The following is a 17,634-nucleotide window of genomic DNA, read 5'->3' on the forward strand; positions in this document are numbered from 1 at the left end:
TGTGCTATCTGCCCTACCTCACTTACGTGCCGCCTCCCAGGACTTGAGCAAGTCGGCATAGTTGACGGTTTCACCCTTGGGCTTTTCGTTCGCCAGTTTCGGCTTGGGCGCGCCCGGCTGATCGAACCAGTACTGGGCATCACGCTCGGGGTTCATCTTCGGCCCACAGATCGGCTGCACCTTGGAGCGTTCCAGGCGCGTCATGATGGCGTCCTGGTCCTTGGCCAGGCCATCCAGCGCCTGTTGCGGGGTTTTCTCGCCGCTGGCGGCTTCCGAGATGTGGCTCCACCACAGTTGGGCCAAGCGTGGATAGTCCGGCACGTTGGTGCCGGTCGGCGTCCATTGCACCCGCGCCGGGCTGCGATAGAACTCCACCAGGCCGCCAAGTTTCGGTGCCAGGTCGGTCATGGCCTGGGAGTTGATGTCCGATTCGCGGATCGGCGTCAGGCCGACGATGGTTTTCTTCAAGGACACGGTTTTCGACGTAACGAACTGCGCATACAGCCAAGCTGCCAGTTTTTGCTTCTCAGGCGTGGACTTGAGGAAGGTCCAGGAGCCCACGTCCTGATACCCCAGCTTCATGCCCTCCTCCCAATACGGACCGCGGGGCGACGGTGCCATGCGCCACTTCGGCGTGCCATCGGCGTTCATCACTGGCAGGCCGGGTTTGGTCATGTCAGCGGTAAAGGCGGTGTACCAGAAGATCTGCTGGGCGATGTTGCCTTGGGACGGCACCGGCCCGGATTCGGAGAAGGTCATGCCCGCCGCTTCCGGTGGCGCATAGGCGCGCATCCAGTCGACATACTTCTGCGTGGCAAACACCGCGGCCGGGCCGTTGGTGTCGCCGCCACGGGTCACGCTGGAACCCACCGGGTGGCAGTCCTCGACCCGAATCCCCCACTCGTCCACCGGCAAGCCATTGGGCAAGCCCTTGTCGCCGCCTCCAGCCATGGAGAACCAGGCATCGGTAAAGCGCCAGCCCAGGGACGGATCCTTCTTGCCGTAGTCCATATGGCCGTACACGCGCTTGCCGTCGATTTCCTTGACGTCTTCGCTGAAGAACTTGGCGATATCTTCATAGGCCGACCAGTTCACCGGCACGCCCAGTTCATAGCCGTATTTCTCCTTGAACTTGGCCTTGAGGTCGGCCCGCTCGAACCAGTCGGCGCGAAACCAGTACAGGTTGGCGAACTGCTGGTCGGGCAACTGGTAGATCTTGCCGTCCGGCGCAGTGGTAAACGAGATGCCGATAAAGTCCTTGAGGTCCAGGGTCGGCGAGGTGAAGTCCTTGCCTTCATTGGCCATCAGGTCGGTGATGGATTCGGTCTTGCCATAGCGAAAGTGCGTACCAATCAGGTCGGAATCGTTGACCCAGCCGTCATAGATGTTCTTGTCCGACTGCATCTGGGTCTGCAGTTTTTCCACCACGTCACCTTCCTGCAGCAGGTCGTGGGTCAGCTTGATCCCGGTGATTTCACTGAAGGCCTTAGCCAGTACCTTGGATTCGTACTCGTGGGTGGTGAGGGTTTCCGACACCACATTGATCTTCATCCCACGAAACGGCTCGGCGGCCTTGATAAACCACTTCAACTCTTCAAGTTGCTGGGCTTCGCTGAGGGTGGACGGTTTGAACTCGCTGCCGATCCACTTTTTCGCGGCATCTTCATAGGCATCGGCCCAGGCTGCAGCACTCAGGCCGCTGAGTGCCAAGACTGCGGCCAATGAAATGCTATGTCGCAGCTTATTGTTTTTATCGAACATAGAGACCTCCTGGTTGGGATCAAAAGGGATGCCTGTGGCTATCCCCAACGCATCACAGACAACAGCCACACCACAGACAGCGCGGACGCCACCCAGATGCTCCAGCCGGTTACGCCAATCACCAGCAGATGCAGGTAGGCGCTCCCGAGAAGACCGATAAACAGGCGATCACCACGGGTGGTGCTGATCGGTAACAAACCGCGCCGAGGGATGCTCGGCGAGCGCAATTCCCACGTGGTCATGCCCGCCAGCAACAGGGCAATCGCCGCAAAAAACAGCGCAGTCGGGGTGGTCCAGGCCATCCATTCCATCATCGTTTCCTCAGACCCGGCCGAGGGCAAAGCCCTTGGCCACATGGTTGCGCACAAACCAGATCACCAGCATGCCCGGCAGGATGGTCAGCACCCCGGCGGCCGCCAGCACACCCCAGTCAATCCCCGAAGCGGACACGGTGCGGGTCATCACGGCGGCAATCGGCTTGGCATTCACGGACGTCAGGGTGCGCGCCAGCAGCAGCTCGACCCAGGAAAACATAAAGCAGAAAAACGCCGTGACACCGATCCCCGAGCCAATCAGCGGGATAAAGATCTTCACGAAAAACTTCGGAAAGCTATAGCCATCGATGTAAGCCGTTTCGTCGATCTCCTTGGGCACCCCGGACATAAAGCCTTCCAGGATCCACACCGCCAGCGGCACGTTGAACAGGCAGTGGGCCAGGGCCACGGCGATATGGGTATCGAACAGGCCGATGGACGAATACAGCTGGAAAAACGGCAGTAGGAACACCGCCGGCGGCGCCATGCGGTTGGTCAGCAACCAGAAGAACAGGTGCTTGTCGCCCAGGAAGCGGTAACGCGAAAACGCGTAGGCCGCCGGCAGTGCCACCGTCAGGGAAATCACGGTGTTCAGGCTCACGTAGTACAGCGAGTTCAGATACCCGGTGTACCAACTGGGGTCGGTGAAGATCACCTTGTAGTTGGCCAGGGTGAAGTCCTGCGGAAACAGCGTCAGGCCGCCGAGGATTTCGGTGTTGCTCTTGAAGGACATGTTCAGCAGCCAGTAGATCGGCACCAGCAGGAACAGGATGTAGATCAGCAGCGGGATGACCTTGCGCTTGCTCATGTTGGCGGCCTCAGCGGTTGGCGTCGGAGTGGGTCATGGCGGTGTAGAACAGCCAGGACACCAACAGGATGATCAGGAAATACACCAGGGAAAACGCGGCTGCAGGCCCCAGGTCGAATTGCCCTACCGCCATCTGGGTCAGGGTCTGACTTAGGAAGGTCGTTGCGTTACCCGGCCCGCCTCCCGTCAGGACAAACGGCTCGGTATAGATCATGAAACTGTCCATGAAGCGCAGCATCACCGCGATCAACAGCACGCTCTTCATCTTCGGCAACTGGATATGTCGGAAAACCGCCCAGGCCGATGCCCGATCAATCCGCGCAGCCTGGTAGTACACATCCGGTATGGCCCGCAGCCCCGAGTAGCACAGCAGCGCCACCAAAGAGGTCCAGTGCCATACATCCATCACCAGCACCGTGACCCAGGCGTCCATGGTGTTGGCGGCATAGTTGTAGTTGATGCCCATGGCATTCAGGCTCGACCCCAGCAGGCCGATATCGGCACGGCCAAAGATCTGCCAGATGGTGCCGACCACGTTCCACGGGATCAGCAGCGGGATGGCCATCACAATCAGTACCAGGGACGACCAGCGGCCCTTGGTGGGCATGGTCAGGGCGATGGCGATGCCCAGCGGGATCTCGATCAGCAGCACACACGCGGAATAGATGAACTGGCGCAACAGCGAGTCATGCAGGCGCGGGTCCAGCAATACCTGCTTGTACCAATCGGCCCCGACGAAATAGCGGCTGGACTGGTCGAAAATGTCCTGCACCGAGTAGTTGACCACAGTCATCATCGGGATCACCGCACTGAACGCCACCAGCAGGAACACCGGTAACACCAGCCACCAGGCCTTGTTGTTCTGCACCTTGTTCATGGGCGCGCCTCCAGCAGGTAATCATCGGCATACACCATCAACCACTGCGCCGGGAAGCTGATCGACGCCCGCCCTTCGGGCACCGGTTTGTCTTCGGCCAGGCGCACCTTCAAGGGCGCGCCGTCGAGGTTGAGGGTCAGGATCTTGTAGGTGCCCAGGTCTTCGACATGCATGACCTCGGCCTGCAACGCGTCGGGATTGGGCTCATCCCACACATGAATGAACTCGGGACGTATGCCGACCTGGAGTTTCTTGTAGTCCTTTTCCGATATCTGCCGTTGCTGCACTTCGGACAACGCCAGATGTGTCCCGGCAAACCGCACCCCACCGGCATCGGCCTGCACCTCAATCAGATTCATTCCAGGGCTGCCGATGAAATAGCCGACAAAGGTATGGCTGGGACGCTCGAACAACTCCCGTGGGGTGCCGAACTGCACAATCTGCCCGCCGTACATCACCGCGATCTTGTCGGCAAAGGTCGAGGCCTCCAACTGATCGTGGGTGACGTAGACCATGGTGATATTGAACTGCTCATGGATCTGCTTGAGCTTGCGCCGCAGTTTCCACTTCAGGTGCGGGTCGATCACCGTCAGCGGTTCGTCGAACAGGATCGCCGACACGTCATCGCGCACCAGGCCACGGCCCATTGAGACCTTTTGCTTTTCATCGGCACTGAGGTTGCGGGCTTTTTTACCCAGCAGGTTCTGCAGGTCGAGCACCTCGGCAATTTCCTGCACCTTGCTGTGCACTTTCGCCTCGGCCATGCCCTGGTTGCGCAGGGGGAATGCCAGGTTATCGAACACCGTCATGGTGTCGTAGACCACCGGGAACTGGAACACCTGGGCGATATTGCGCTTTTCCGGGGTCAGGTCATTCACCACCTTGCTGTCGAACAGCACCTGGCCTTCCGAAGGGCTGAGCAGGCCGGAGATGATGTTGAGCAGGGTTGATTTGCCACACCCCGAAGGACCGAGCAATGCGTAGGCACCGCCCTGCTCCCAGACGTGGTTCATTTCGCGAATGGCGTAGTCTTCAGGCCCTGTGGGTGTAGGGCTGTAGCTATGCGCCAGGTTCTGCAAATGGATCTCGGCCATCAGGCAACCCTCGCGACACGGCGCCCGGGAGCCTGGACCAAACGACCCTGGCCATCGAACACAAACAGTTTATGGGTCGGTATGTAGATGCGGATCGGCGCATCCACGTCGTACTCGTGTACCCCCGGTAGGTGCAACACCAGCAAAAAATGCTCGCTGCGCACATGCAGGAAGGTTTCCGAGCCGCTGATCTCCGCAACTTCCACGGTGACCGCCAGTTCCAGGTCATCGTCGTTGCTGGGCACCAGGCTGATATGGCTGGGACGCACGCCAAAACGGAACTCGCCCTCGCCAACCGGCCGCAGGTCTACGTTCAATGGGAAGTGCACATCGTTGGCGAAACTCACTTCGTTGCCGCTGATGCGCCCCGGCATCAGGTTGATCGGCGGCTCGGAAAACAGCTCGGCGGCCAGCACGGTCTGCGGTTGGTGATAGACCTCGGCGGCCTTGCCGCTCTGGATCACCCGGCCTTCGTGGAGGATGGTGGTGGTGCCACCCAGCGCCAGTGCCTCGTTGGGTTCGGTGGTGGCATAGATGGCAATGGTGTTGCGGGCCTTGAACAACTCACGCATTTCCTGACGCAGCTCTTCGCGCAGTTTGTAGTCCAGGTTCACCAGGGGCTCGTCGAACAAAATCAGTTCGGCATCCTTGACCAGCGCCCGAGCCATGGCCGTGCGTTGTTGCTGGCCACCGGACAGCTCCAGGGGATGACGTTGCAGGAACTTGTCGATGCGCAGCATCTTCGCGGTTTCCAGCACTTTGCTGTGGATCAGCTCGCTGCTCACCCCGGCCTGGCGCAGCGGCGAGGCGATGTTCTCGAACACGGTCATGGTCGGGTAGTTGATGAACTGCTGGTACACCATCGACACATTGCGCAAGCGCACCGGCTTATGGGTGACGTCGACGCCGTTCATCAGGATGCGCCCGGCATCAGGCTTGTCCAGGCCGGCCATCAGGCGCATCAGGCTGGTCTTGCCGGACAGCGTACGGCCCAGCAACACATTGAAAGAGCCAGCTTCAAAGCGCAGGTTGGCGTCGTCGATCCAGGTCTGGCCTTCGACGACACGGGTCACATGTTCCAGGGTCAATGACATGACACGCCCTTTTTCTTATTGGAATTGTTCTTCCAGGGACAGAGCCAGTTTCGTGCCAATAATAAAAAGTGTTGATTTACCAGCGACTTGAGCAAAACCAGTGCTCAGTGCTGAACAGAAATGAACATTCACAACTGAACAATTGAACAACCAGCGGGTTGACAATGAACAGTTCTGAACAACACTGAGTAAGCCCAGTAAAACCGTTCAACCTGTGGGAGCTGGCTTGCCTGCGATAGCGATCTCACGGACGCCATCGCAGGCAAGCCAGCTCCCACAAGGTGAGCGGTGCACGGTTCATAACAACAATAAAAAGAAGGTCACCACCATGGCCGCACCTGCCCCGCTTTTGCCCCACGACACCATCATCCAGGACTCCTGGCGCCGCTGCCGCGCCTTTGGCCTGGATCACCAGAGCACCCCCAGTTTCGACCAACTGCCCGCCGAGGGCATCAGCCAGTTGCTGGAGAGCCAGCACGCGCTAGTCCAGACTACTCACCAGGAAGTGCTGCCCTATTACGAGAACATCCTCAGCAATTCCAACTGCCTGATCATGCTCGCCGACAATCAGGGCCAGGTCCTGACCTCCTGGGGCACCCAGCGTTTTATCGAACCCAAGCTCGCCCGTGGCTTCAGCGCCGGGGCCAGTTGGATGGAGCGCGCCACCGGCACCAACGCCATCGGCACCGCGCTGGCCTGCGCCCAGGCAGTGCATATCGAGCATGACGAGCATTTCCTCAAGGCCAACCGGTTCATGACCGGTTCGGCCGCGCCGATCTTTGATGCCAACCGCGAAATCATTGCGGTACTGGATGTGTCCAGCGACAGCTACCTGCCGCCCTCCCACACCCTGGGCATGGTCAAGATGATGAGCCAGACCGTGGAAAACCGCCTGATCCTCAACCTGTTTGGCGGCGAACACTTCCAACTGACGTTCAATACCGGCCTGAACAACCTCGACAGCCAGTGGGCCGGCCTGCTGATTTTCGATGAAAGTGGCCAGGTGCTGTCGGCCAACCGCCGCGCCGACAATCTGCTGGGCATCAGCCTGTCACGGGTGATGATCGACAGCCTGTTCAAAGTCTCGCTGCTGGAGCTGCTCAACCAGCCCGAAGGCCTACCCTTTGCCCTGCAAGCCGCCGGGCGCAACCGTTTCCAATGCCTGCTCAAACGCCCCAGGCAGGTGCCGGTGCAGGCCAGGGTCTTTACCGAGCCGGCCCCCACCGTCATCGGCCTCAAGACCCTGCACTTTGGCGACAGCCGCGTGGAAAAAGCCGTGCGCCAGGCCGAGCGCCTACTGGAAAAAGACATCCCGCTGCTGATCCACGGCGAAACCGGCGTAGGCAAGGAAGTCTTCGTCAAAGCCCTGCACCAGGCCAGTTCCCGCAGCCAGCAGGCATTTATCGCGGTCAACTGTGCGGCAATTCCGGCGGAGCTGGTGGAATCGGAACTGTTTGGCTACGAAAAAGGCGCGTTCACCGGCGCCAATCAAAAAGGCAGCATCGGCCTGATCCGCAAGGCGGACAAAGGCACACTGTTTCTCGATGAAATCGGCGACATGCCCCTGCCTACCCAGGCCCGGTTGCTGCGGGTCTTACAGGAGCGTTGCGTGCAACCGGTGGGCAGCAGCGAATTGTTCCCCGTGGACCTGCGAATTATCTCGGCCACCAACCGTTCGCTACGCGAACAGGTGCAGATCGGACGCTTCCGTGAGGATTTGTACTACCGCATCGGCGGCCTGACCCTGGAGCTGCCGCCCCTGCGCGAGCGCAGTGACAAGCAGGCGCTGTTCAAGCAACTGTGGCAACAGCACCGCGAACCTACGCAGTGGGCCGGGCTCAGCGCCGAAGTGCTGGAATTGTTCGAGCAACATCCCTGGCCGGGCAACCTGCGCCAGGTCAGCAGCGTGATGCAGGTGGCACTGGCCATGGCCGAAGACCAACCGATCCGCCTGGAGCATCTACCGGATGATTTTTTTGTCGACCTGGGGCACGCCTCACCCAGCAAGCCGGTGGTGATGGGCGATCTGGACGATAGGCAAAACCTTCAGCAAAGACTGGCAGCGGTCGGCGGCAATATCTCCCATCTGGCGCGGGAGCTGGGGGTTAGCCGCAATACGCTATACAAGCGGTTGCGCGCCGCTACGTAACGGTAACCGCCCCAACATGCATCTACCCTCAGATTTATCCGACAGCGTTTTAGGGTTGCTGCTCGGAAGATGCCCCAATAATCTTCGGTAGTCGCTGCAAATTCAGCGACCGGGTTTCGCAGCCCGGTTAAACTCTAGACGCACAGCGTCCACCATAAGATAACGGGCGCTTTTTTATGCCTGATGTTATGGCGGCTGTGCGCGGGATACCTTTGGGTATGCCGGGTTCCTAGAGTCCCGGTCTGCGAACCTGCGTACAGCTGCCACCCGGGTATCGTTTCGCAGCGATGGGTAGCGGCTCCATAACTCTGGGAGCTTTACCATGATCAAACACAGTCCAAACCCGCCGTTTGACTCAACCTCGCTTCAGGGGGCTGCTCAACGAGCGATTGACTACTACCTGAACCCTCCTGCCGAAACCAAGCGGCCTGCTGAAGATCACCGCCTTTTCACCGTGCGCGAAGGGTTAGATGCAGAGGTGTTGTTGATTAACGCTTCGGAAGACCTTGCATCGCTTCAAGTATTAGCAACCCATTTGGCTTTTGAAGTAGACGGCACTGCACGGCGTGTGGCACTAGGAATTTGTCGGATGCTCGAAGGCGTTGAGCTATTGGTAAACAACGCCGTCGTTCAATATGGAACAGAGCAAGAAAGAGGAAGGCCGACTCACCATCCAGATTAGTCTGCGATCGCCGGTCCGCCATCGCTGGCAAGCCAGCTCCTACAGTTGAGCGGTGCTGATTTGCAAACCAGCACGCACAAAAACGCTCCGAACCAGGCGGGGCGTTTTTATTCAGTGTGAGCCATCAGTCGGCCAACCGCCCTGTCGTTGCGCCATCCGCCGCCGTTTGTAGGCGTCAAAGTGATACCTTCCTGATTCCACTTGGTAAAAAAGGAGTGTTACCACCCATGAAGATCAAATGTTCCGTCTTTATCGCGGCAAGTATCGACGGTTTTATTGCCCGCCCGGACGGTGATATTGAGTGGTTGCACCGACCGAAATATGAAAGCTCGGGCTTGAACGGCATCACCTATGACAGCTTCATCGCAACGGTTGACGCGTTGGTCATGGGACGCAAAACCCTGGAGAAAGTACTGTCCTTTCCCGAGTGGCCCTATGAGGGCACGCCGGTCATTGCGCTTTCTCACAAGACCTTGGAGATTCCTGTGCACCTCCAGGGCAAGGTAGAAGTGCTGGCCGTCGATGTGAGCACACTCGTCGAACAGCTTGCCGAGCGCGGTATGAAGCATCTGTATATCGATGGTGGCCAGACCATCCAGGCATTTCTTGAAGCAGGCCTGCTCAATGAGTTGATCATCACTCGCATCCCGATCCTGCTGGGCCAGGGGGTTCCCTTGTTCAGTCAAGACGGTCGTGAATATGACCTTCGCCACATCGATACCTGCGCCTCGGACAATGGCTTTGTCCAGAGCCGGTATGCAGTTGAGCACCGTTGACTGATAAACCAGCACACACAAAAACGCCCCGAACCAGTCGGGGCGTTTTTATTCAGCGTGCAGCCATCAGCCGTCAGTCAGCCAAGCGCCACGTCGTCCCGCCCTTGCCGTCTTCCAACACCACGCCCATGGCGGTGAGTTGGTCGCGGATGCGGTCGGATTCTGCCCAGTCCTTGTTGGCACGGGCATTCAGGCGGGCCTGGATCAGTGCGTCGACTTCGGCTGCATCCACACGCCCTTCGGCGCCGGCTTGCAGAAAGTCGTCGGCTTCCATTTGCAGCACGCCCAGCACGCTCGCCAGCTCCTTGAGACGGGCCGCCAGGCCGGCCGCAGCGCTGAGATCGCTCTCACGCAGGCGGTTGATCTCGCGGACCATCTCGAACAGCACGGCGCAGGCTTCGGGGGTGCCGAAGTCATCGTTCATCACCGTGGTGAAGCGCTCGACAAACGCCTCGCCACCGGCCGGCGCTACAACCGGCAGGCCTTTCAACGCGTGGTAGAACCGCTCCAGGGCGCCCTTGGCGTCCTTGAGGTTGTCTTCCGAGTAGTTGATGGCGCTGCGGTAATGGCTTGATACCAGCAGGTAACGCACAACCTCTGGGTGGTACTTTTCCAGCACGTCGCGGATGGTGAAGAAGTTGTTCAAGGACTTGGACATCTTCTCGCCATTGATGCGAATCATGCCGCAATGCATCCACGCGTTGGCGTAGGTCTTGCCGGTGGCCGCTTCGCTTTGGGCGATTTCGTTTTCGTGGTGCGGGAACTCAAGATCGCTGCCGCCGCCATGAATGTCGAACGTCTCGCCCAGGCAGCAGGTGGACATCACCGAGCATTCGATGTGCCAGCCCGGACGCCCGGCGCCCCATGGCGATTCCCAGCTCGGCTCGCCGGGCTTGGTGCCTTTCCACAGCACGAAGTCCAGCGGGTCTTGCTTGGCTTCGTCGACTTCGATGCGGGCGCCGATGCGCAGGTCTTCGATTTTCTTGCGCGACAGCTTGCCGTAGCCCATGAACTTGGCGACGCGGTAGTACACGTCGCCATTACCCGGGGCGTAGGCATAGCCCTTGTCGATCAAGGTCTGGATCATCGCGTGCATGCCCGGGATATGGTCCGTGGCGCGCGGTTCCATGTCCGGCTTGAGGATGTTGAGGCGCGCCTCGTCCTCGTGCATCGCGGCGATCATGCGCTCGGTCAGCGCGTCGAACGACTCGCCGTTTTCATTGGCGCGATTGATGATCTTGTCGTCGATATCGGTGATGTTGCGCACATAGGTCAAGTCGTAGCCGCTGAAACGCAACCAGCGGGTCACCAGGTCGAAGGCAACCATGCTGCGGCCGTGGCCGATGTGGCAGTAGTCGTACACGGTCATGCCGCACACGTACATGCGCACCTTGTTGCCATCCAGCGGCTTGAAGACTTCTTTGGTTTTGCTCAGCGTGTTGTAGATCGTTAGCACGATGCTTCCTTTTCTCTCTATGCAAGCCGCTCACGGCTGCATCACTGGCCCCACGAATCACGCAAGGTCACGGTACGGTTGAATACCGGATGACCAGGTTTGGAGTCCTTGATATCCGCGCAGAAGTAGCCTTCGCGCTCGAACTGGAAACGGTCTTCCGGCTGTGCGTCGCCAAGCGATGGCTCGGCACGACAACCCGTAAGCACTTGCAGGGAGTCAGGGTTGATGTTGTCGAGGAAACTCGCGCTGTCTTCGGCCTTTTCAGGGTTCGGCGAGCGGAACAGGCGATCGTACAGGCGCACTTCGCACTCGACGCTGGCAGCCGCCGGCACCCAGTGCACCACGCCCTTGACCTTGCGGCCTTCAGGGTTCTTGCCCAGGGTTTCAGGATCGTAGGAGCAACGCAGTTCGACGATGTTGCCCTCGGCATCCTTGATCGCTTCATCGGCACGAATCACGTAGCTGCCGCGCAGACGCACTTCACCGTTCGGCTCCAGGCGCTTGTAGCCCTTGGGCGGCTCTTCCATGAAGTCATCGCGGTCGATGTAGATTTCACGGGCAAACGGCAGCTTGCGCACGCCCAGTTCTTCTTTTTGCGGGTGACGCGGCAGTTCGAGGTTCTCGACCTGGTCTTGCGGGTAGTTGGTGATCACCACTTTCAACGGACGCAGCACGCACATGGCGCGCGGGGCGTTTGCGTCGAGGTCCTGGCGGATGCTGAACTCAAGCATGCCGTAGTCAACCACGCCGTCGGAGCGGTTAGTGCCGACCATCTCGCAGAAGTTGCGGATCGATGCCGGGGTGTAGCCGCGACGACGGAAACCCGACAGCGTCGACATGCGTGGGTCGTCCCAGCCGAACACGTGTTTTTCATCGACCAGTTGCTTGAGCTTGCGCTTGCTGGTGATGGTGTAGTTCAGGTTCAGGCGGCTGAATTCGTACTGACGCGGGTGCGCCGGTACCGGCAGGCTGTCGAGGAACCATTCGTACAGCGGGCGATGGCTTTCGAACTCCAGAGTGCAGATGGAGTGGGTGATGCCTTCGATGGCGTCCGACTGACCGTGGGTGAAGTCGTAGTTGGGGTAGATGCACCACTTGTCACCAGTCTGGTGGTGATGGGCATGACGGATGCGGTACATGATCGGGTCGCGCAGGTTCATGTTCGGCGAGGCCATGTCGATCTTGGCCCGCAGTACACGGGCGCCGTCCGGGAACTCGCCGTCGCGCATGCGGGTGAACCAGTCCAGGTTCTCTTCTACCGAACGATCGCGAAACGGGCTGTTCTTGCCAGGCTCGGTCAGGCTGCCACGGTATTCCTTGGCCTGCTCCGGGGTCAGGTCGTCGACGTAGGCCTTGCCGGCCTTGATCAGCTCCACGGCCCAGTCGAACAACTGGTCGAAATACTTGGAGGCGTAGCGCACTTCACCGGACCATTCAAAGCCCAGCCACTTGATGTCGCTTTCGATGGCGTCGATGTATTCCTGGTCTTCCTTGGCCGGGTTGGTGTCGTCGAAACGCAGGTGCGTGACGCCACCGAACTCCTGGGCCAGGCCGAAGTTCACACAGATCGACTTGGCGTGGCCGATGTGCAGGTAACCGTTGGGCTCAGGCGGGAAACGGGTGACGATCTGCGTGTGCTTGCCCGAATCCAGGTCCGCCTGGATGATCGGGCGCAGGAAATTGACCGGGACGGCAGGTCCGGCCTTGGAATTCGAGGTAGGGTCGACAGTGGGCTTGCTCATAGGATCCTTGAACAGACAGGTACGTGGCCGGGTCGGGCCAGACAAACAAAGGGCTTATCATAGCCGATGCTGTCAAGCACCTGACAGGGCATGGCCAAAAACTGCTGCATTTATTGCATGGGCGGTGAAAAACCACCTCGAAATTCCTGCAGGGCACGCTAAACTGCGCGCCTTGGCCGCAATTTAGCCAACCCGGTAAGGTGCCCAGGCGGCCGAACCCACGAATTCCCTGAAAAGAGTAATGAACATGACTCAAGTCAAACTGACCACCAACCACGGTGACATCGTCATCGAGCTGAACGCAGAGAAAGCGCCGACCACCGTCGCCAACTTCATCGAATACGTTAAAGCCGGCCACTACGAAAACACTGTTTTCCACCGTGTCATCGGCAACTTCATGATCCAGGGCGGCGGTTTCGAGCCAGGCATGAAAGAAAAGAAAGACAAGCGTCCAAGCATCCAGAACGAAGCGGACAACGGTCTTTCCAACGACAAGTACACCGTCGCCATGGCCCGCACCATGGAGCCGCATTCGGCCTCCGCGCAATTCTTCATCAACGTGGCCGACAACAGCTTCCTGAACCACAGCGCCAAGACCGTACAGGGTTGGGGTTACGCGGTATTCGGTAAAGTCACCGAAGGCACCGACGTCGTGGACAAGATCAAGGGTGTTTCCACCACCATGAAGTCCGGCCACCAGGACGTACCAGCAGAAGACGTGATCATCGAGAAAGCCGAGATCATTGCGTGATATTGCTGATTTCAGATTTGCATCTGGAAGAGGAGCGCCCGGACATTACCCGGGCGTTTCTGGATTTACTCCACGGCCGCGCCCGTGGCGCGCACGCGTTGTACATCCTGGGGGACTTTTTCGAAGCCTGGATTGGCGACGATGGCATGACCCCGTTCCAGCGTTCGATATGCGCGGCTCTACGTGAGCTGAGCGACAGCGGCACCCAAATATTCCTGATGCACGGCAACCGCGATTTCCTGATCGGCAAGGCGTTCTGCAAAGCAGCAGGCGCGACCTTGCTCAAGGACCCCAGCGTCGTGCAGATGTATGGCGAGCCCGTGCTGTTGATGCACGGCGACAGCCTGTGTACCCGCGACCTCGGCTATATGAAGCTGCGGCGCATCCTGCGTAACCCCCTTGTGCTGTTTATCCTGCGCCAGCTGCCCTTGCGCACCCGCCATAAGCTGGCGCGCAAGCTGCGCAGTGAAAGCCGCGCGCAGACGCGCATGAAGGCCAACGATATTGTCGATGTAACGCCCGAGGAAGTGCCACGGGTAATGCAGGCCCATGGCGTGCGCACCCTGGTCCACGGCCACACCCACCGCCCGGCCATTCACAAATTGCAGATTGGCGAGCAGGCGGCCAAACGCATTGTGCTGGGGGATTGGGACAAGCAGGGTTGGGCGTTGCAGGTGGATGAGCAAGGTTTCCAGCTGGCGGCATTCGACTTCGTCAATCCGCAGTTGGCGTTGCCTGGCGCATAACCCAGACACAACACCGATCAATATGTAGGAGCTGGCTTGCCTGCGACGCAGGCACCTCGGTACATCAGTCACACCGAGGTGATGCCATCGCAGGCAAGCCAGCTCCTACAGTTACTGCATTGCAATTCAAGATCAGTGACCCGACGCCGCCGGCCCCGCCTTTGCGGTAAACGGCGGCTTGGCCAGCCACACCAGCAGGATCAAGCCCATGAACATCCACCCCAGCAAGGTGAAGTAGTCCACGGTAGACATCATGTATGCCTGGCTGGTGAGGACCTGGTCCAGTTGCGCATAGGCCTTGTGGCCCGCACCGCCCAGGGTGTTCAGGGCATCGCGGGTGGCCGAGTCGTACACACTCATGCTCTCGCTCATGTAGGCATGATGCTGGTCAGCCCGGCGAATCCAGATCCAGGTGGTCAACGATGCCGCAAAGCTGCCACCCAGGGTCCGCAGGAAGGTCGCCAGGCCTGCGCCGTCGGCGATCTGGTGCGGCGGCAGGTCGGACATCAGGATGCTCAAGGTCGGCATGAAGAACAGCGCCACGCCGATGCCCATGAACAGTTGCACCAGGGCGATGTGCTGGAAGTCCACTTCATTGGTGAAGCCGGCGCGCATAAAGCAGCTCAGGCCAATCGCCAGGAACGCCAGGCCGGCCAGTAGCCGCAAGTCGAACTTGTGTGCGTACTTGCCGACAAAGGGCGACATCAGCACCGGCAGGATACCGATCGGCGCCACGGCCAGCCCGGCCCAGGTGGCGGTGTAGCCCATCTGCGTCTGTAGCCATTGCGGCAGGATCAGGTTGATACCAAAGAACCCGGCGTAGCCCAGCACCAGCACGATGGTGCCGATGCGGAAGTTGCGGTGGGCAAACAGGCGCAGGTTGACCACCGGGTGTTTGTCGGTCATTTCCCAGATCACGAACACCGCCAGGGCGATCACCGAGATGGCCGCGCCGATGATGATGAAATTGGACTCGAACCAGTCCAGGTCATTGCCCTTGTCGAGGATGATCTGCAAGGCACCGACCCCGACGATCAGGCTCAACAGGCCAACATAATCCATCGGCTGATGGCTGGTGACCACCGGCCGCTTCTTGAGCTGCGCACGCACCACCATCACCGCAAAAATCCCGATGGGCACGTTGATAAAGAAGATCCACGGCCAGCTGTAGCTGTCGGTGATCCAACCGCCAAGAATCGGCCCGGCAATCGGCGCGACCACCGTGACCATCGCCAGCAATGCCAGGGCCATGCCCCGCCTGGCAGGCGGATAGACCGCGATCAACAGGGTCTGGGTCATCGGGTACAACGGCCCCGCGACCAAGCCCTGCAGGACCCGGAAGCCGATCAGCTCGGGCATCGAGGTGGAGATACCACACAGGAACGAGGCCAGCACAAACAAAATGGTGGCCCACAAAAACAGCTTCACCTCGCCAAAGCGCCGGCTCAACCAGCCGGTCAACGGCAGCGCAATAGCATTGCTCACGGCAAATGAGGTGATGACCCAGGTGCCCTGCTCCGAACTCACCCCCAGGTTGCCGGAGATGGTCGGCAGCGCCACGTTGGCGATGGTGGTGTCGAGCACCTGCATAAAGGTCGCCAGGGACAGGCCAATGGTGGCCATCAGCAAGCTGGGCGGCGTGAAGGAGGCGTTATTGCTCATCAGCGTTGCGCAGCCTTCGGCGCGGCCACACTGTTGTCATGGATCAACTGGGTGATCATCGCGTCGGCCTCGGCCAACTGGCGGTCATACACAGTGGTGCTGAACGAAGCTTTTTGCGGCGGTTGTTGCGCCAGCACCGGGCCGCTCTGGTCATGCAGGTTGACTTGCACCTGAGTCGACAGCCCCACCCGCAATGGGTGCTCGGCCAACTCCTGGGCATTGATGTGAATGCGCACCGGCACCCGCTGCACGATCTTGATCCAGTTGCCGGTGGCGTTCTGCGCCGGCAGCAAGGCAAAGGCGCTGCCGGTACCGGCGCCGAGGCTGTCGACGGTGCCGCTGTACTTCACGTCGCTGCCGTAGAGATCGGCCTCGATGTCCACCGGCTGGCCAATGCGCATCTGGCGCAGTTGGGTTTCCTTGAAGTTGGCGTCGATCCACAGTTGGTCCAGGGGAATCACCGCCATCAATGCGGTACCCGGCTCGACCCGCTGCCCCAGTTGCACGGTGCGCTTGGCGACGTAGCCGGTAACCGGTGCGATCAGGGTGCTGCGCGCATTGGCCAGGTAGGCCTGGCGCAATTGCGCGGCAGCGGCCTGTACATCCGGATGGGAGGAAATCACCGTGTCATCCACCAACGCGGTGGAGGTATTGAGTTGCTGTTGCAGGTTGGCCAATGAGTTGCTCGCCGCGCTCAGGGCGTCGCGGGCATGGGACAGTTCTTCCAGGGAAATCGCGCCACCCTGTGCGAGGATTCGGCGGCGGTTGAAGTTGTCCTGGGCGGTCTGCACTTGGGCTTTTTGCGCCTGTACCTGGGCTTTCATGCCATCCACATTGCTGTACAGGCCGCGCACCTGGCGTACCGTGCGCGCCAGGTTGGCCTGGGCACTTTGCAGGCCGACGGCTGCGTCGTTGGGGTCGAAGTTGATCAGCACCTGGCCTTCGTGGACCAGGTCGCCATCGTCGGCGCCAATGCTGACCACAGTGCCGGTGACCAACGGGGTGATTTCCACCACGTTGCCGTTGACGTAGGCATCGTCGGTGCTTTCGCTCCAGCGGCCATACAGTTCGTACCAGCCCCAGACGCCCACGACGCAGAGCACGACGACCAGCGCCAGGCCCAGCAACATGATTTTGCGTTTGCGCGGGTTGCTGTCGTCGGGTTGGGTTTGAGCGGTGTTGTTTGCTTGGGCAGTAGCCATGACAAGTACCTTGCGTTATTCAGCGCGCGTGACTGGCGTGTTCATTGAGTCCCGACCCGCTGCAGCGTGATGGGGTCACCGGCGGCGATCAGGATTTTCTTCAGGATGTATTCCAGCGTCTGCAACTCCCCCGGCTCCAGCACCCCAGCCAGCTGGTTGAGGGCCTGGGCGCCGATCTGCGGCAACATGTCCGCCAGGCGCTGGCCTTCTGCGGTCAGCACCAGTTGCACCTGGCGCCGGTCCTGTTCGGAACGCTTGCGCGCCAGCAGGTCTTTTTGCTCCAGGCGGTCGAGCATGCGGGTCATCGAGCCGCTGTCCAGGGACAGGTTGCGGCATAGCTCCGCCGGGGTATCGACGCCGAACTGGGCCATGATGATCAACACCTTGAACTGCGCGGCAGTGATGCCGTGGGGTTCCATATGGGTGTCGATGATGCGGTCTTTGAGAATCGCGGCGCGCCCCAGCAACAGGCCGAGATGGCAGTTGTGGAAGTTTTCCGGGGTGAAGTGTTTCATCGAAA

At 59.8% G+C, this 17,634-nt stretch carries 16 protein-coding genes; 5 read left to right on the forward strand and 11 right to left on the reverse strand.

The window, feature by feature from the left end:
- Positions 1–18: 18 nt before the first annotated feature.
- From HBO12_RS20955 to HBO12_RS20980, 6 genes are read right to left on the reverse strand one after another with little or no spacing between them, the layout of a single operon-like run.
- On the reverse strand, positions 19–1,761 hold the full coding sequence (locus HBO12_RS20955) for an ABC transporter substrate-binding protein (RefSeq protein ID WP_169954352.1): 1,743 nt from the start codon (positions 1,759–1,761) through the stop codon (positions 19–21).
- A gap of 38 nt (positions 1,762–1,799) precedes the next feature.
- Complete coding sequence (locus HBO12_RS20960) at positions 1,800–2,072, reverse strand: DUF2160 domain-containing protein (RefSeq protein WP_029293327.1); 273 nt, start codon at positions 2,070–2,072, stop codon at positions 1,800–1,802.
- 10 nt (positions 2,073–2,082) lie between these two features.
- On the reverse strand, positions 2,083–2,883 hold the full coding sequence (locus HBO12_RS20965) for a carbohydrate ABC transporter permease (RefSeq protein ID WP_017735079.1): 801 nt from the start codon (positions 2,881–2,883) through the stop codon (positions 2,083–2,085).
- Positions 2,884–2,893: 10 nt separating this feature from the next.
- Complete coding sequence (locus tag HBO12_RS20970; RefSeq protein ID WP_029293322.1) at positions 2,894–3,760, reverse strand: carbohydrate ABC transporter permease; 867 nt, start codon at positions 3,758–3,760, stop codon at positions 2,894–2,896.
- Positions 3,757–4,854 (reverse strand): ABC transporter ATP-binding protein, encoded by a 1,098-nt coding sequence (locus HBO12_RS20975; protein ID WP_170043106.1) that lies wholly within the window; start codon positions 4,852–4,854, stop codon positions 3,757–3,759. The genes HBO12_RS20970 and HBO12_RS20975 overlap by 4 nt, the downstream gene beginning before the upstream one ends.
- Positions 4,854–5,948 (reverse strand): ABC transporter ATP-binding protein, encoded by a 1,095-nt coding sequence (locus tag HBO12_RS20980; protein ID WP_169954354.1) that lies wholly within the window; start codon positions 5,946–5,948, stop codon positions 4,854–4,856. The genes HBO12_RS20975 and HBO12_RS20980 overlap by 1 nt, the downstream gene beginning before the upstream one ends.
- Positions 5,949–6,276: 328 nt before the next feature.
- On the opposite strand from HBO12_RS20980, the gene HBO12_RS20985 reads away from it, so the two are divergent.
- The 3 genes from HBO12_RS20985 (at position 6,277) to HBO12_RS20995 (ending at position 9,555) form a co-directional block, all read left to right on the forward strand.
- Entirely contained in the window at positions 6,277–8,097 is a 1,821-nt protein-coding gene (locus HBO12_RS20985; RefSeq protein WP_170043107.1) for a sigma-54-dependent Fis family transcriptional regulator, read from the forward strand.
- A 322-nt stretch (positions 8,098–8,419) separates the two neighbouring features.
- Positions 8,420–8,779 (forward strand): DUF6124 family protein, encoded by a 360-nt coding sequence (locus HBO12_RS20990; protein WP_170043108.1) that lies wholly within the window; start codon positions 8,420–8,422, stop codon positions 8,777–8,779.
- Between the two features lie 227 nt (positions 8,780–9,006).
- The gene (locus tag HBO12_RS20995) at positions 9,007–9,555 is read left to right on the forward strand and encodes a dihydrofolate reductase family protein (protein WP_170043109.1); all 549 of its coding nucleotides are present in this window, start codon (positions 9,007–9,009) and stop codon (positions 9,553–9,555) included.
- Between the two features lie 73 nt (positions 9,556–9,628).
- On the opposite strand, the gene cysS is transcribed toward HBO12_RS20995, so the two are convergent.
- Positions 9,629–11,011, reverse strand: coding sequence for a cysteine--tRNA ligase (gene cysS / locus HBO12_RS21000; RefSeq protein WP_170043110.1), 1,383 nt, complete (start codon positions 11,009–11,011; stop codon positions 9,629–9,631).
- Positions 11,012–11,052: 41 nt separating this feature from the next.
- A complete protein-coding gene (locus HBO12_RS21005; RefSeq protein ID WP_169954357.1) occupies positions 11,053–12,753 on the reverse strand; it encodes a glutamine--tRNA ligase/YqeY domain fusion protein in 1,701 nt (566 codons plus the stop codon).
- Positions 12,754–13,000: 247 nt separating this feature from the next.
- On the opposite strand from HBO12_RS21005, the gene HBO12_RS21010 reads away from it, so the two are divergent.
- Both HBO12_RS21010 and lpxH read left to right on the forward strand, forming a co-directional pair.
- Positions 13,001–13,504 carry a peptidylprolyl isomerase gene (locus tag HBO12_RS21010; RefSeq protein ID WP_169954358.1) on the forward strand — a complete coding sequence of 168 codons (504 nt, stop codon included), beginning with the start codon at positions 13,001–13,003 and terminating at the stop codon, positions 13,502–13,504.
- Positions 13,501–14,250: a UDP-2,3-diacylglucosamine diphosphatase gene (gene lpxH, locus HBO12_RS21015; RefSeq protein ID WP_170043111.1), complete on the forward strand. Its 750-nt coding sequence runs from the start codon at positions 13,501–13,503 to the stop codon at positions 14,248–14,250. Before HBO12_RS21010 ends, lpxH begins: the two co-directional genes overlap by 4 nt.
- Positions 14,251–14,382: 132 nt before the next feature.
- Here the strand turns inward: lpxH and HBO12_RS21020 are convergent, their stop codons facing one another.
- Genes HBO12_RS21020 through HBO12_RS21030 form a run of 3 tightly spaced genes read right to left on the reverse strand, consistent with a single transcriptional unit; the run spans position 14,383 to position 17,629 of the window.
- Positions 14,383–15,912 (reverse strand): DHA2 family efflux MFS transporter permease subunit, encoded by a 1,530-nt coding sequence (locus HBO12_RS21020; protein ID WP_169954360.1) that lies wholly within the window; start codon positions 15,910–15,912, stop codon positions 14,383–14,385.
- Positions 15,912–17,114 carry an efflux RND transporter periplasmic adaptor subunit gene (locus HBO12_RS21025; RefSeq protein WP_170043112.1) on the reverse strand — a complete coding sequence of 401 codons (1,203 nt, stop codon included), beginning with the start codon at positions 17,112–17,114 and terminating at the stop codon, positions 15,912–15,914. The genes HBO12_RS21020 and HBO12_RS21025 overlap by 1 nt, the downstream gene beginning before the upstream one ends.
- 41 nt (positions 17,115–17,155) lie before the next feature.
- A complete protein-coding gene (locus tag HBO12_RS21030; protein WP_169954362.1) occupies positions 17,156–17,629 on the reverse strand; it encodes a MarR family winged helix-turn-helix transcriptional regulator in 474 nt (157 codons plus the stop codon).
- Positions 17,630–17,634 lie beyond the last annotated feature (5 nt).

Source organism: Pseudomonas sp. WS 5059 (genome assembly GCF_012985525.1).
Classification (GTDB): Bacteria; Pseudomonadota; Gammaproteobacteria; order Pseudomonadales; family Pseudomonadaceae; genus Aquipseudomonas.